The 14,916-nt window shown below is 70.1% G+C and carries 13 protein-coding genes; 3 read left to right on the top strand and 10 right to left on the bottom strand.

Features of this window, described 5'->3' with window-relative positions; all coding sequences use genetic code 11:
• Positions 1–297 precede the first annotated feature (297 nt).
• From ACO0LV_RS06200 to ACO0LV_RS06210, 3 genes are all read right to left on the bottom strand, one after another.
• A complete protein-coding gene (locus tag ACO0LV_RS06200) occupies positions 298–630 on the bottom strand; it encodes a DUF4234 domain-containing protein (RefSeq protein WP_424787305.1) in 333 nt (110 codons plus the stop codon).
• 246 nt (positions 631–876) lie between these two features.
• A complete protein-coding gene (locus tag ACO0LV_RS06205) occupies positions 877–1,065 on the bottom strand; it encodes a LuxR C-terminal-related transcriptional regulator (protein ID WP_424787007.1) in 189 nt (62 codons plus the stop codon).
• Between the two features lie 21 nt (positions 1,066–1,086).
• Positions 1,087–2,376, bottom strand: a complete 1,290-nt coding sequence (locus ACO0LV_RS06210) for a sensor histidine kinase (RefSeq protein WP_424787008.1) — start codon at positions 2,374–2,376, stop codon at positions 1,087–1,089.
• A 143-nt stretch (positions 2,377–2,519) separates the two neighbouring features.
• Here ACO0LV_RS06210 and ACO0LV_RS06215 point away from each other — a divergent pair, with 143 nt between their 5' ends.
• The 3 genes from ACO0LV_RS06215 to ACO0LV_RS06225 all read left to right on the top strand — a co-directional run bounded on the left by ACO0LV_RS06215 (position 2,520) and on the right by ACO0LV_RS06225 (position 6,747).
• A complete protein-coding gene (locus ACO0LV_RS06215; RefSeq protein ID WP_424787009.1) occupies positions 2,520–3,473 on the top strand; it encodes an ABC transporter ATP-binding protein in 954 nt (317 codons plus the stop codon).
• Entirely contained in the window at positions 3,473–4,288 is an 816-nt protein-coding gene (locus ACO0LV_RS06220; protein ID WP_424787010.1) for a hypothetical protein, read from the top strand. Before ACO0LV_RS06215 ends, ACO0LV_RS06220 begins: the two co-directional genes overlap by 1 nt.
• Positions 4,289–4,485: 197 nt before the next feature.
• Complete coding sequence (locus ACO0LV_RS06225) at positions 4,486–6,747, top strand: PQQ-binding-like beta-propeller repeat protein (protein WP_424787011.1); 2,262 nt, start codon at positions 4,486–4,488, stop codon at positions 6,745–6,747.
• 6 nt (positions 6,748–6,753) lie between these two features.
• Here the strand turns inward: ACO0LV_RS06225 and ACO0LV_RS06230 are convergent, their stop codons facing one another.
• The 7 genes from ACO0LV_RS06230 to ACO0LV_RS06260 form a co-directional block, all read right to left on the bottom strand.
• The gene (locus ACO0LV_RS06230; protein ID WP_424787012.1) at positions 6,754–7,467 is read right to left on the bottom strand and encodes a GntR family transcriptional regulator; all 714 of its coding nucleotides are present in this window, start codon (positions 7,465–7,467) and stop codon (positions 6,754–6,756) included.
• A gap of 64 nt (positions 7,468–7,531) precedes the next feature.
• The gene (locus tag ACO0LV_RS06235) at positions 7,532–8,527 is read right to left on the bottom strand and encodes an N-acetylglucosamine kinase (protein WP_424787013.1); all 996 of its coding nucleotides are present in this window, start codon (positions 8,525–8,527) and stop codon (positions 7,532–7,534) included.
• Positions 8,524–9,426, bottom strand: a complete 903-nt coding sequence (locus ACO0LV_RS06240) for an N-acetylmuramic acid 6-phosphate etherase (protein ID WP_424787014.1) — start codon at positions 9,424–9,426, stop codon at positions 8,524–8,526. Before ACO0LV_RS06240 ends, ACO0LV_RS06235 begins: the two co-directional genes overlap by 4 nt.
• Complete coding sequence (locus ACO0LV_RS06245; RefSeq protein ID WP_424787015.1) at positions 9,423–11,807, bottom strand: alpha-N-acetylglucosaminidase TIM-barrel domain-containing protein; 2,385 nt, start codon at positions 11,805–11,807, stop codon at positions 9,423–9,425. The genes ACO0LV_RS06240 and ACO0LV_RS06245 overlap by 4 nt, the downstream gene beginning before the upstream one ends.
• A complete protein-coding gene (locus ACO0LV_RS06250; protein ID WP_424787016.1) occupies positions 11,804–12,628 on the bottom strand; it encodes a carbohydrate ABC transporter permease in 825 nt (274 codons plus the stop codon). The genes ACO0LV_RS06245 and ACO0LV_RS06250 overlap by 4 nt, the downstream gene beginning before the upstream one ends.
• The gene (locus tag ACO0LV_RS06255) at positions 12,625–13,569 is read right to left on the bottom strand and encodes a carbohydrate ABC transporter permease (protein ID WP_424787017.1); all 945 of its coding nucleotides are present in this window, start codon (positions 13,567–13,569) and stop codon (positions 12,625–12,627) included. Before ACO0LV_RS06255 ends, ACO0LV_RS06250 begins: the two co-directional genes overlap by 4 nt.
• Positions 13,562–14,896 (bottom strand): extracellular solute-binding protein, encoded by a 1,335-nt coding sequence (locus tag ACO0LV_RS06260; RefSeq protein WP_424787018.1) that lies wholly within the window; start codon positions 14,894–14,896, stop codon positions 13,562–13,564. Before ACO0LV_RS06260 ends, ACO0LV_RS06255 begins: the two co-directional genes overlap by 8 nt.
• Positions 14,897–14,916: the final 20 nt, after the last annotated feature.

Consider the following 14,916-nt stretch of genomic DNA (forward strand, 5'->3'; position numbering starts at 1 on the left):
CGGCCACCATCGCGATCAACGCCAGCCAGCAGACCTTCCCGCCCCAGATCCCGACCGACAAGCAGACCCTCCTCGACGCCCTCCACCACCGCTGAGATCACGCACTAACGAAATGACCAAACTCAGGTTACCTACCCCCGCGCCGAACCGCCGTTCACCTCATTAGAACAGGCGCCGGTGACATCCGGGGACGCTTTAGCGGTCCCGTGAAGGGTCGGCTGCTTCGAGCGGGCTTCGCGCACGGTGCTCAGACCCGCTTGGCATCCCGCTACACCAAAGCGCGTGCTGAATTCGAGATTAGCCGCGTGCGCTAAAGTCGGCGCAGAGTTCGTTTACACCCTTCAACCATTTGTGGATGAAGATAAACGGACCCACAATGATAAGGGCCCCCAGAATACTCCAGAGCCAGAAATCGCTAGCCGAAACCGATCTTTGCAGACCGCGACGCTGAAGTTCGTTACCTATGCGATTTGAAGTGCTGTGCCACCAGACGAGATAACCGACACCAAGAGTGATCGGACCGACGAGCAAGGCGAGAAGCCAGAAATTCATCGATCGCTTGTTGTCCCAGCGGCTTGCTATGGAGTTTAGATCGTCACCGGCTCTAGCAGTAACCCAGATTGCGTATATCCCGAGGGGACACCTAGAAGAACATACTTCGCGAGTGAGCGGTTAGTGTCATAGTTTGCGTGCGGTGCGGCCACTACAGTTGGGCTAGTCACAGTCGATCAGTCCCCCGACAGTCGATTTGGCGCTCACGCAATAAGCGTAAACGCCGCGGTTTATCAGATCCTAGGGATCTCTCTCGCAACAGATGCTATCTGGTCAATGCAGGCCATGTCCTCGAATCCCGAATCGTTTTTTCCCATTTAGCGATCACCCTGAGGCACCCCGGGCATCCCGCACCGCGAGCGCCACTTTCACCCGGTTGTCCACCCCCAACTTCGCCAGCACGTGTCCCACGTGGGTCTTCACCGTGGTCTCCGACATGTACAGCGCTGCCGCGATCTCCGCATTCGAGGCGCCCTCACCCACCAGGTCGGCCACCTCGCACCAGCGCATCATCGTCAGCGATCAGCACCCGGATCATCGCCGCTCCTGCCCTAACCCGTCTCGCACCTCGTCCGAGGCCCCCGAACTCCCGACCCCTTGAGCCGGCAGTTCCGCCCGCAGCACCCACCGCTCCCCCATCGGCCCGGCCTCCAGCGTGCCGCCCAGCACCCGCACCCGCTCGGCCAGTGACGCCAACCCCATCCCGGCCCGAGCAGCCTCCCCGCGCCCAGCAGAATCCCGGCGCCCAGCAGACCCCGGCAACGCATTGCTCACCTCCACCACCACAGCCTCACGGCCTCCCCCGCGCACCGAGACCTCCACCGAGCCCCCGGACCCGTGTCGCAGCGCATTGGTCAACCCCTCTTGCACGATCCGGTAGACGGCCCGTCCCACGGCCGGGCCCGCCTCCTCGTCCACCGCGAGCGCGAGTTCCACCTGCACCCCGGCCGAGCGGGTCCGCTCCACCAGGGCGGGCACCTCCTCAAGGCCTGCCTGCGGGGCCAGGGGAGCGTCGTCGTCGACCATCATGTCCAGCAGTCCGCGCAACTCCGCCTGCGCCTCCCCGGCCGTCTGCCGTAGCGATTTGGCCTGGGCTTCGACCACCTCCCGCTCGGCGTCGGGGTTCACTTCCAGGGCGCCGGCCTGCATGGAGATGAGCGCCAGTTTGTGGCCCACCAGGTCATGCATCTCCCCAGAGATGCGCTCCCGCTCGGCGGCCACGGCCCGGGCGGCCCGCAGTTCCTGCTCCTCCTCGGCCCGCCGGGCCCGTTCGCGCAGCGTCGCCACAAGGGCCCGGCGCTGGGCGAGGAACGCCCCCAGCAGCATCGGCAACCCGATCAAGAGCGCCAACTCGGCGGCCAACTCCAGCCACGGTTCGAGCAGAGCCGGCACCGGCTCTCCCTCGAACGTCAGTCCGGCGCCCATGGTCGACGGGAACGCCTGCACCTGGAAACTGATCACTACCAGCCCCGCGGCCAGCGCCGCCACCAGGGCGGTGAGTCGGTCCCGGCGCCGTAGCACCAGGGAGAACATCGCCACCGGCAGCACCGCATCGGTGCTGGTGGCCACCAGCACCAGGGCCACCACGGGCAGCACCAGCGGCCGGTGGTGACGCACCAGCACGCCCCACACCACCGCCGGAACAGCCAGGGCGATCAGCACTCGCTGCCAGGTGTGGGCATCGGGTTCGATGATCGCGGAGAGGCACGATCCCACAGTGATGAGCAGGTACAGCCAGGTCCACCCGCCCAGCCACCGGTGCAGCCACCCGCGCGAACCTGCCCGCGCCGGACCGCCGCTCACCGCTTCTGGACTGCCCCTCACGCGCCTCAGCCTACGGGCGGCCCTGCGCGCGGGTCCTCCTGCTTTGGTGCCCCACGACCCCGGCGGGCCTACGACGTTGGTCGCAGCACACTCCGGCCGTAGGCAGGAGGATCGCCGCGCGCCACCGCGGCAGGCTGCTGGGCATGATCACTTATGAGAACGTGACCAAGCGATACGGCGGGCGCACCGTCGTTGACGACGTGACCTTCACCGCCCCGGCGGGCGCGGTGACCGCGTTCCTGGGGCCCAACGGTGCCGGGAAGTCCACCAGCATGCGGATCCTGGCCGGCCTGTCCCGGGCCGATTCGGGCGCAGCCCTGGTGAACGGGCAGACGGTGACCCAGTTGCCCAACCCCGGGCGCGTGGTGGGCCTGATGCTCGATGCCAGTGCCCTGCACCGCGGGCGCACCTGCGCAGAATCGGTGCAGATGGCCGCCGCTGCCACCGGGGTGGGAACGCAGCGGGCGCGCGATGCCTTGGACGCTGTGGGCCTGGGCGCAGCCGCCGGAATACGGGTGGCGGCGTGCTCGCTGGGGATGCGCCAGCGGCTCGGCCTCGCGGTGGCTCTGGTCGGCAGACCCCGGGCGCTGGTGCTCGACGAACCGTTCAACGGCCTGGACCCCGAAGCGATCCACGACCTGCGCTCGGTGCTGCGCGACTTCGCCGCGGCCGGCGGGGCGGTGCTGCTGTCCTCCCACCTGCTGGGTGAGGTGCAGTCCGTGGCCGACCGGCTCGTGGTGCTGCGCGCCGGCACCGTGGTGGCCAACGGCAGTGCTGCTGATCTCACCGCGGCGGGGCGCACCAGGGTGCGAGCCGAGCGATCGGGCGATCTGCAACAGGCACTGACCGGTGACGGGCTGGAGGTCACGGCCGACGACGGCGACTGGCTGACCGTAGCGGCCCCGCCCGGGCAGGTCGGTCACCTCGCCCTGGCTGCCGGGATCGCGCTGACCGGCCTGGAGGAGCGACGCACCGACCTGACCGACCTGTTCCTGACCCTGACCTCCGGCGACTCGGCCCACGACGCCAGATCAACCCACGACGCCACTGATGACACCGAGACCGACCCCAACCACGACACTGCGAGGGCAGCCTGATGACCACCACGACCACCACCCCACCGACACCGGCCGCGTCGAACCCTCTCGCACGCCTGCTGGACTCGACCTCCGCTGGCACCCCGGCCCGGCCGATCACCATGCGCACCCGCCTGTACCTGGAACTGCGTAAGGCGCTGAACACCCGCTCGGGACTCATCCTGACCCTGGCGGCCCTGGCGTGGGCGCCCCTGGTGCTGATCGCCTGGCTCGTTGCCGTGGGCACCAGCGGGCACGACGCCGAGACGATCCTGGGCATCGGCGCCACCGGTGTGGCGGTGCTGTTGCCGATCGTCACGTTGTTGCACGTGACCGGCGAGTGGGGGCAACGCTCGATCCTCACCACCTTCTCCCTGGATCCCGCGCGCGGGAAGATCCTGGTCGCCAAGGTCTTGGCCGGTCAGGTGCTCGCGCTGGCCGTGATCGCCTCCGCACTCGCCTTCTCCCTGATCACCGCGCTCCTGATGGGAGTGGACCTGGGCGGCACTGAGGATCTGGGGCGCGTCCTGCTGGGTCTGGCGGCCGGGGGGACGCTGTATGCCCTGATGGGCTCGGCCCTGGGTGCCATGACCCTGTCCACCCCGCTGGGCCTGGGCGTTCTGCTGGTCGCGCCGCAGCTGGTGCTGAACCTGGGCCCCTTGGCCGGCGAGCGCTGGGCAGAGGTGGGGCCCTGGGTGGAGATCAGCATGCGCCTGGGCGAACTCACCGGCGGCACCGTCGCGCACTGGGGCCATCTGGCCGCGGCGTGCGTGCTCTGGATCGCCTTGCCGCTGTTTGTTGGGTTCTGGAGGGTTCGCCGGGCCGACGTGGCGTGAGGCTCTGCCGAGCACCGGGTCTCAGATCGCCATCGCCTCACACTCAGGTATAGACCGCAAAGCGTTCGCCGATCCTCCTCGACGAAGTCCAATCCTCCGCTCTAGGAGGCCCAGGCGCAGGTTTCCCTTGACACAGACGGAGGTTTCTCTAGTGTTGGTCTAGACCTGACTGGTGCGATACCCCACGGAGAACGATGATGTCTTCAGCCCGAACCGAGACCACCTCGACCGCCTTGTCACTCAAGTCCCTCACCACGTCGGTCAGCCGGCGCGCCGTCCTCCTGGGCGGCGGAGCCGGTGCGCTGAGCCTGGCCCTGGGGGGCGGGCGGGTGCACGCGGTACCCGGGGGCGAACCGGGCAGTTTCGCGATGCTGATGGACCTGCACATCGATGATGAGCGTCCCGCCCGCACCGCCGACTTCGAGCGCATCATGGCCCACATCGAGGCCCGCAACCCTGGCTTCGTGCTCAACTGCGGCGACATCACCGAACTCGGCCTGGCCCGGGAGTACGAGGCCTACCTGGCCGCCATCCCGGAGAGCCTGCGCGAAGCGATGATGGAGGTGCCCGGCAACCACGAGCAGCAGTGGAGCGTCAACTACGACCTCTACGAGCAGTACCTGGGCGAGGGCACCTACAGTTTCGACGCCGGCGGACTGCACTTCATCGGGCTGGACCCCCAGGCGATGATGGAGTGGGGCTGGTTCTACGACGACGACGTGCTCGACTGGCTGGAGCGGGACCTGCGCAGCGTCCCCGAGGACACGCCGATCATCCTGTTCCAGCACTACGCCATGGGCGCGGACTGGAACTATGTCCACAACGACGACGAGGTGCTGCGCATCATCGAGGGCTACCCCGTCCGAGGCATCTTCGTGGGCCACTCCCACCTCACCGAGGTCTCCCGGTACAACGGCGCCACCCAGGTCATCGGGAACTCCCTCAAGAACGGGCCGTACTACTACTGGGTGGAGCGCACGGACACCGACTCCGGGCCGGCACTGGAGATCACCGAGGTGACCGTCCACGCCGATGGGGAAGCCGAAGAGGAACAACTCGCGATCGTGCCCCTGGACGATCCGGGCCCCGGTGGAGACCTGGGCCCCTTCCAGATGCGCGCCAACCCCGAGGGTTCGGAGGTGTCGATGCGGGTGGACGTGCACCCGCGTGCCGACGTGCAGGAGGTTCAGGCCCGGGTGCACCCCTACGCCTACGGGCGGGACCTGGAGCGGTGGGTGAACCTGGACCGCACCGGGCAGGCCGGGGGGCGGCGCTGGGCCGGGCAGGTCGACGCCGCCGAACTGTGGCCCGGACCGCACAAGATGGAGGTGCGGGCCGTGGGCGCCGACGGTGCCGTCTACGACGACGTGGTGCGCTTTGAGTTGCCCACCTCTTCGGCCCGGGTGGAGTGGACCACGCAACTGCAGGGCCGCATCCAGGGCGCCCTGGCGGAGCGCGACCGCGTCGTGGTCGCCGGGACCACCACCGGTCACCTCGAGGCCTACGCCCCCACCCACCGGTCGAACCGCCCGGTCTGGCGCACCACCACCGGCCCGGTGTACCGGCAACCGGTGTTCACCCCGGACGGCTCGCAACTCCTGGTCCCCTCCTCCGACCATCACCTGTACGCCCACGACGCCGGCAGCGGCGCCGAACTGTGGTCCACCGAGCTCGGTTCACCCCTGGCCGGGGATCTCGCCCTGGCCGAGGTGGACGGTCAGGACCGCGTGTTCGTGGCGGTGGGGACCACCCTGTTCAGCCTGGACCTGGGCGGTGAGGTGCTGTGGTCGGCCGAGTTGAACGGCATCTGCGCCGGCCGCCCGGAGTGCGACGGGGAGCAGGTCTACATCGGCAGCGGGGACGGCAACGCCTATGCCTTCGACGCCCGCACCGGCGAACTGGCCTGGCAGCGGGCCCTGGTGGACCGGGGCAGCACCTACGGCAACGTGTTGTACGGCCCGTGGGCGTGCTACGTGCGCCTGCTGCCCGACGGTGCGGTGCTGTTCACCACCTTCACCAACGCCATCGCCCTCGATACCGCAACCGGTCAGGTGCGCTGGGAGGGCCAGGGCGGTGAACTGGGGATGCTCCAGGTGCTCTACACCCCGCCGACGCTGACCGACCACGGGATCCTGCTGGTGGACGGGTTCAACGGAACGGTGCACCTGGTGGATGAGGCCACCGGGCAGGAGAAGTGGCAGGCCGAGGCGCTGCCGCGCAACTTCGGTGCGGCCCCGGTGCCCAGCCCCGAGGAGGACTCGGTGTACTGGCTCATCGGGCAGAGCGGCCTGCTGATCCGGATCGACCTGGCGAATGAGTCGGTGGATCAGGTGCTGCAAGTGCTGCCGAACTACACCCAGTCCACCGCTGCGCTGGTGGGTTCGGGCAGTGAGCAGGTGCTGGTGGCGGGCGGTCAGGACGGGGTGCTGCACGGCGTGGTCGGCCTGGACCAGGTGTAGCCGACCTCAGGGCTCGGGTCGGGCCACCACGAAGGAGAAGTCGTACAGGTCCCCGCGGCACAGCGACTGCCCGCTCTCCACGACCCGGCCGCGCTGATCCCTGCTGACCCGCTTCACGTGCAGGGCCGCGGAGTTCGGTTCCACATCCAGCAGTTGTGCCGTGCGCTCACCGAGGTTGACCGCCCGGACGTCCTGGTGCGCCCGCTGCAGGCGGACACCGTAGCGCCGCTCCAGCAGTCGGTAGAGGGATTGGGCCAGGTCCTCCTCCAGCAACCCGGGGAACCGGGCCGCGTGTAGGCACACCTCCTCGTGGCACATGGGGCTGCCATCGCCCAGCCGCAGGCGTTCGATCCGGTAGATCGTGGTGCCCGGTGAGATGCCCAGGTCCACGGCGATGTGAGTGGGGGCGGGGATCTCCTCGGCCGCGATCAGTTCGGTGCGGGGGTCATAACCGCGCGCAGCCAGGTCCTCGGAGAACGAGGTCAGCGAGGGCCCCTTGGACACCCGGGGCCGTGCCACGAAGGTGCCGACACCTCGCACCGAGCGCAGCACCCCGTCCTCACGAAGTCCGTTCAACGCCTGGCGCACCGTCATCCGGCTGACGCCGAACCGCTCGGCCAGTTGGCGCTCGGTCGGCAGCATGTCATCGGGAGCCATGGTGGAGCGCACCTCCGCGAAGATGCGGTCCCGCAGTTCCTCATGCTTGGTCTGGTGCGCCATCGGTGCCTCCTGCAGCCAAGGCTAGGTCACCGCGCCGGCCAAACCGTTCACTCCGGGAAGCGGCTCAGGCCGGGAAGACCTGCAGGTACGGCTCACGGGATGGCAGGTCGCCCGCGGCCGCTCCGGCGGCCAGCAGCAGCGCGCCATCCAGGCTGCCTCCCTGCGGGGGCAGGGCCTGCGCCGTCGGGCGGTGCTTGCGCAGCCAGTCGCGAAACGGTCCGGTGAGCAGATCCCCGGCGTCGAACAACCCGCCGCCCCAACTGATCCGGGCGGGCGGGCCGCCGGCGACCGCGTCGGCAGCGGCGGCACCGGCCTCGGCCAGCCGGTGAGCCGCCTCGGTCCAGACCGAACGAGCGATCCCATCACCCTCCCGGGCGGCCTGGGCCACCGCCGGGGCGAAGGAAGCCAGCAGTGCCGCGGGCGCCTCGGCTCCGTGGACAGCCGCTACCAGGGTGAGCGGGTCCTCGAACCGGTCCCGCATCCGATCGGCCAGTAGGGCCGAACCGCCGGGACGGCCGTCGACCGAGCGCAGGGCCGCCTGCAGGCCGTGCCGGCCGATCCAGGCGCCACCGCCCTCATCGCCCACGAAGAGCCCCCAGCCGTCCACCTGATGCCACACGTCCTGATGATTGGTGCCCAGTGCGATCACCCCGGTGCCGGCGGCCACCACGGCGCCGGGCTGCCCCGCCAGGGCGCCGACGTGGGTGGTCAGGGCGTCCCCGGCGATCACGACGGCCCCGACCTGCAGTTCAGCGCGCAGGCCGCGAGCGATCTGCACCGGCTCCGGGACCAGCCCGGGCAACCCGGTGATCCCCAACGCCAGCGCCTCCACGCGCCGCGCGCCGAGCCGGGCCAGCAGGGGATGCACCTGCGCCAGCACCTGGGCGCACAACTGCGGCACGTCCACCTGGCCGCGCGAGCGCGGGATGGACACCTCGCGCCGTTCCTCCAGGCGCTCGCCCAGGGGCGCCTGATCGGCCTGGACTCGCACGCGCACGCCGCCGCCGCCGACGTCGACCCCCACCAGGGCCCCCGGCACCCCGGGCCGCTCCCGGCTCATCGGCGGCCACCGGCCAACAGGCCCAGGGCCGCGCGCACGCTCCCGCCCCGGGTCAGCGCCTCCTCGGCATCGGTCACGGGCACGCCGGAGAGCAGCACCGCCAGCGCCACCGGAACCCGGCCCGCGCACTGCTGCAATGTTGCGCGGCACTGCTCCTCGGGGCTCCCGGTGGCCTCCCGCAGGATCGCCACCGAACGCTCCCGCAGTTTCTCGTTGCTGGCCACCAGGCCCACCATCAGGTTGGAGTAGGTGCGACCCAGTCCGATCATCACGGCGGTGGAGAACGCGTTCAGCAACACCTTCGCAGCCGTGGCCGCTTTCAACCGGGTGGAACCGGTGAGGGCCTCGGCGCCGGTGTCCGGGGCGATCAGGATCTGCGCGTGCGCGGCCAGCACCGCGCTGGGGTTGCTGGTGATCAGCGCGGTCAGGGCCCCGGCCCGCCCGGCCGCGTCCAGCGCGCCGCGCACATAGGCGGTACTGCCCGAGGCACTGACCCCGATCACCACGTCGCCGGCCGTCACGCCGGCCAGGTCCGCCCGGCCCTGGTCCGCGGCGTCCTCGAGGTCGATGGTGGAGTCGGTCAGGGCCGCCGGGCCGCCGGGGAAGTGGGCTTGGATCAGACCGGGGTCGACGCCGAAGGTGGGGGTGGACTCGGTGGCGTCCAGGACCGCGAGGCGTCCGGAGGCGCCGGCGCCGGCGTAGTGGATCCGCCCTCCGGCCCGGACGCGGTCCACGGCGGCCTCCACCAGGTCCGCGAGCGCCGGGATCACCTCCCGGGCGGCCGCCACGGCGACGGCGTCCTGCCCCAGGATCATCTCCAGGCGCTGGGCGGGCGACACCACGTCGATGTCGCGGGTGGCCGGGTTGCGCCGCTCCGTGCTCGGCGACGGGGCGGTCATCGGGGTGCTCCGTCGTCGTCGGGCATGTCCTGCTCGCGCAGTGCGCGGGCGGTGTTGATGAACAACGGCCCGTACGTGTCGAGCAGTCGGCGGGAGACCACGGTCACCGAGTCGTGTGCTGGGGGCGCAGCGGGGCCCTCGCTCAGGAAGTCGGCCTCCATCTGCTGGAGACGGGCCTCCCACTCCTCGGCGCTCCCGATCGGGTGCCACCGCGCCCACTCGCGCCAGCGGCGTCCGTAGTAGCCCACCAGCCCGGACCAGTACCGGGCCGAGTAGTCATCGAGGTACCCATCCCCCACCTGCCCCCAGACGGTGACCAGGCGGCGGGCGTTGTCGGCGAGCACGCGCGCGTCCTCGTCGCTGGTCGCCCAGCGCAGGGCCTGGGCCTCCCAGTGGTCGTACCGATACTCGGGCCGGGTGGCCAGCAGCGCGTCGAGGTCGTCGAACACGGTGAGGAAGCGCTCGGCGGCCTCGTCGTCGCATCCCCCGGCGGGATCGAACGCGGCGAGGAAGGTGAGTTCGCCGCACCGGGCCAGCACGCCCACTGCGGTCTCGACCAGGTCCGCACCCAGCGGCCCGGAGGCGAGGTGGGGGTGTTCTTCGGCCAGTTCCACCAGCGTGGTCCAGGCCCGGATCAGCGTGTCCGGTTCGTACCAGAGCAGGGCGCGGACCTCCGCGGCGAGCGGCCCTGGGGCCTCGGGAGTGCTGGGCGAGGCCTGGGTGCCGCTGGTCCCGGGGGTGTCGGGAGTGGTGGGGGCTGCCTGTGAGGGGCGCGCCAGCGTGGTCTCGAACGGGTTCACCGGTGGGCGCATGGTGAGCAGTCCGGTGAAGGCCTCGGGGAATATCCGGTAGCCCCCAGCACCCAGCACCGTGCGGGCCAGCCCGTCCCAGGCGGCGCCGGCACGCTCAGCGGCCTCACCGGGAGGCAACCGGTAGCGTTGGGCGGCCCAGTCGCCCAGCCACTCCGTCAGCGGTGCGGGCGGTCGCCAGGTGGCATCCAGGACGCGTTCGAAGAACACCGGCACCGACCCGGTCGCCTCCATCGACAACCCGGCACCCATCGGCGGGTGGGAGGCGGCGAGGGCGGCCTCGAGCTCCTCGGTGACCCCGGGCAGGTCGGCCAGCGGCTCGTTGCGGCCGCCGAAGTTCAGCAGCGCGCACCACATCCAGTCACGCCCGCCGAAGCCGTCGAACCGGCGCCACTGCGGCTGCGCCTCGGCCCACAGGTCCAGCAGCACCAGGCGACCGGCGTCGATGTCACCCAGGAAGGCGCGCACGCGTTCGGCCGTCCAGAAGTGCTCCTGGTAGGAGAACGGCCAGGTCTGCAGGAACCAGGTGGCTTCCGGGTCGGCGTCGGTGAGCCCGGCGAGCAGCGCGGCGGCCACCCGGCCGGGGTAGCCGGGGTCATCCTGCACCGGGATCATCTCGATGAACGGGTCCGCGGCGTAGCGGTGGTCGGTGCCCCAGAACTTCTGCTGGGTGCGTACCGTCGCGGCGGCCAGCCTGCGGAAGGTCGGATCCTCGGGCCCGACGACGTGGGTGCGGTGGCCCTGCCAGTCCCGGGCGCCGGCGGAGTCGACGGAGTCGGCGGCCGTGGTGAGTGCAGCCGGCCCGGCGTCGCCGGCGAGTTCAGCGGGCACGTGCCCGGTGAAGGCCGGCAGTACCGGGCGCATCCCCAGTTCACGCTGGCGGGTCAGGATCTTCCCGGCCAGGTCCCGGTGGGCACCGATCCAGCCCTGCGGCAACGGGCCGGCGTGACCCTCCAGCGCGCCCATGGCGAACCAGGGCAGATAGGCCGGGCCGGCAAGGAACTTCTGCACGGTCTCGGCGGGCACACCATCATCGAGCAGCACCTGCTCCACCACGGCCTCGTGGCCGACCATCATCAGCGGGGCGGTGATCCCGCGCAGGGCCATCCAGTCGATCTCTCGTTCCCACTGCTCCCAGTCCCACCACGGGCTGGTGTAGCCGAAGGTGCAGAAGTTCAGGTAGTAGGTCTCGGCTACCCGGGCAGCCCCCTCGGTGCGTAGCGCATCGGGCAGGTGTGCCGGGGGCGGGGGGCGCAGATCGTCCCAGCTGACCGCGATCCGGCACTGCTCGCGCAGGTACTCGTGCAGCCCCACCGCGGCACTGGCGGCGTCGGTGGCGTCGACCCACAGCCGGTTCCCCTGCGCGCGGTAGGCGTACGCGCGTCCCTGGCCGGGCAGGGCACCGAAGGTGACGCGGGTGCCGATCGCTCCCAGGACCCGCTCAGCCAGAGCGCTCAGCGCCGGGGCCCAACCGGGACCGCTACGCGGGCCTGCGTCGCCGCTCACGGCGGTCCCGTCGTCGTCGGGTTCCTCCGAACCGCCGGCAGAGGGTAATGAGGTGGCGTTGTTCATCCCTTGATGGCTCCCTGGGTGATTCCGGAGATGAAACTGCGCTGGAAGGCCAGGTAGACCAGCACGATCGGGGCGATGGTGATGATGGTCGCGGCCGACAGCAACGGGATGTTCGTGGAGTACTGGCCCACGAAGAAGCCCAGCCCGCCGGGTGCGGTGCGCATCGCCGGGTTCTGCATCAGCACGATCACGAGCAGGAACTGGTTCCAGGACCACATGAACACCAGCACCGCCAAGGTGGTCAGTGCCGGCCAGGAGATCGGCAGCAGGACCCGGCCCAGCACGGTCAGGTCCCGGGCGCCGTCGATCCGCCCGGCCTCGACCAGTTCGGGGGGCACCGAGGAGAAGTGCGACTGCATCCAGTACACCCCGAACGGCAGGAACAGGGCCACCTCGGCCAGGATGACGCCGGTGTAACTGTTCGTCAGGCCCACGCTCTGCAGGTTGTAGTACAGCGCGATCACGATCAGTTCCACCGGCAGCGTCAGCCCGAGCACGAACAGGATCGAGATCGGGCGGGCGCCCCAGGCCTTGAGCACCGCCAGGGCGTAGCCGGCCAGGGTGGCGCACAGCGCCACCAGGGGCACCACGCCGCCGGAGATGATGAAACTGGAGCGCATCAGGTTGGAGTATCCGCCCGCCTCCCAGGCGAGGGCGAAGTTCTCCCAGTGCCAGGCCTCCGGCAGCCGCAGGCCCGAGACGGTAGATCCCGAGGGGTGCATGGCCGCCAGCACGATGGAGACGAACGGCAGCAGCACCATCAACGTCAGGGCGACCAGCACCAGATAGCGCATGCTGAGCCCGAAGGTGGTGGTCCTCATGACTCCTCCCGCGCCACCCGGCGGATCAGCGTGACGAACACGATCACCAGCGCGGTGAGCGTGATCGCCAGGGCGCTGGCGGTGCCGATGTCACCCTCGTTGAACGCCAGCCGGTAGACCAGCAACGCCGGCACCGTGGTCTGGTTCGCCGGGCCGCCGTTGGTGGTGACGAACACCAGGTCGAAACTGGCCAGCGCGGCGATCGTGGTGATCACCGCGGCGATGGTGATCTCCTTGCGTACCCCGGGAATGGTCACCGACAGGAACTGCCGGAAGGCGCCCGCGCCGTCCAGGGTGGCCGCCTCGTACAGGGCGCCGTCGATCTTCTGGGCGCCGCTGAGGAAGAGCATCATGCACAGCCCGCTCATGGTCCAGGTACCGATGAAGCCCAGCGCGTACAGGGCCAGGTTGTAATCCCCCAACCAGGCGCGGGTGATCGACCCCAGGCCGATGGCCTCCAGGAACTGGTTCAGCAGGCCGTTCTGGTTGTACAACCACCGCCAGGTGATCCCCACCGCCACCAGGGGGAGCACCTGGGGCAGGAAGTACACGGTGCGGAAGAAGGTCATGCCGCGCCGCACCCGGCCCATCAGCAGCCCCGTCATCAACAGACCCATGCACACCGGGATCAGGGAGAAGAAGATGATCAGCACCAGGGCGTGCAGGATCGAGTTGTACAGCGCCGCATCCTGCAGGATCGATGCGTAGTTGGCCAGCCCCACGTAGGAGGGTTGCTGCACCCCGTCCCAGTCCAGGAAGGACAGGTAGAAGGTGTTCAGCGCCGGCCAGATCGCGAAGCCGAGGTAGATCACCGCCGCGGGCGCCAGGTACACCCACGCCTTCAGGGCCCGCCGGTTCGGGCGCCGCCGACTACCGACGCCCCCGCTCGCGCCGCCGCGGGTGCGCGGCGGCGCGAGCGAATCCAGTGCTGCATCAGCCATGGTGGCCGGCCCACACCTCCTGCAGGGAGGCGAGGTAGTCCTCCGAGGTGGTCTGCCCGGCGATCACGCCCTGCAACCCGCCGGTGAGGGCGTCGATCATGCCCGGGGCGGCGAAGTCGGGGAAGGGCACGATGTTGCTCTCCTGGGCCACCGGGGCGAAGCTGTCCGCGATGTCGCCCAGCAGCCCCTCGGTGGCCACGTCGGCGCCGGTGTCCACGGGCATGAACCCGGTGTCGATCTGGATGGCGGCCGCCTCGGGTGAGTTCATGAAGTCCAGGAACGCCGCGGCCACATCCGGGTGCTCGCTGGCGGCGGAGATCGAGTACGCCACCGAGGACCCCGAGGCCACGGGAGCGGCACCGGGCTCGGTGCCGGGTAGGACGAAGAAGCCGGCGTTGTCCATCTCGCCGTCCACCGCGGCCGCGGCCCAGTTCCCGGTGACCAGGAAGGCGGCCTCACCGGAGGTGAAGTCGGCCAGGGCGTCGGCGTCGGACGTGGCGCTGGCGGCCTCGGTGATGTAGCCGGCCTCGACCCACCCGGCGATGATGTCGGTGGCCTGCGCGGCGGCGTCGGTCTCGATGGTGGCATCCGGTGCCCCGTAGACCCAGTCCAGGTAGTCCTGGCTGGGTCCCACGCTGTTCAGCACCGCGTTCCACAGGTGCAGGGCCCCGACTTCCAGGGCGCCCAGGCTGAGCGGACGGTCCCCGTTGTCGGAGACCGCGGCCATCGCCTCGGTGAATTCATCCAGGGTGGCCGGGGGCTCGGCGATCCCGGCGTCGGTGAGGATGTCCTCGTTGTAGTAGACCCCGAGCACCGACAGTGCGCCGGGCACCGCGTACAGGCCCCCGGTGCCGAACTGCTGGGCGTCGTCGTCGGACATCAGCTGCTCAAGGCTTGCCGGTGGGAACGCGCCCTCCCAGCCGTACAACTCCGAGTACTCACCCAGTTCCAGCACGTGCCCGGCCGGAACCAGAGAACGCATCGCACCAGGGTTGTACTGCGCGATGTCCGGGGCGGTGTCGGAGGCCATGGACCGGGTGATCGAGGTGATGTAGTTGCCGAAGTCGGTCTGCTCGGTCTCGATGGTCACGTTCGGGAACTGCTCGGTGAAACCCTCCACGAGCGCTTCCGTGGGCGGGTCGTCGGTGTAGGCCAGGCGCAGGGTGACCTCCTCGTCGGTGACGTCGGACGAGACGTCCTGGGCCTCGCCGTCGTCGCCGTTCTGGTCCTCACCGTTGCCGCTGCCTGCGGTCACGCAGCCGGTCAGGACGAGCAGGGACGCGGCGAACAGGCCGAGACTGCGGGTGGTGCGGGATGGAGCCTTCATGGAAACCTTCTCCTTCGAGT

Origin of the sequence: Pseudactinotalea sp. Z1739 (genome assembly GCF_049725055.1) — a bacterium.
Lineage (GTDB): Bacteria > Actinomycetota > Actinomycetes > Actinomycetales > Beutenbergiaceae > CALKWS01.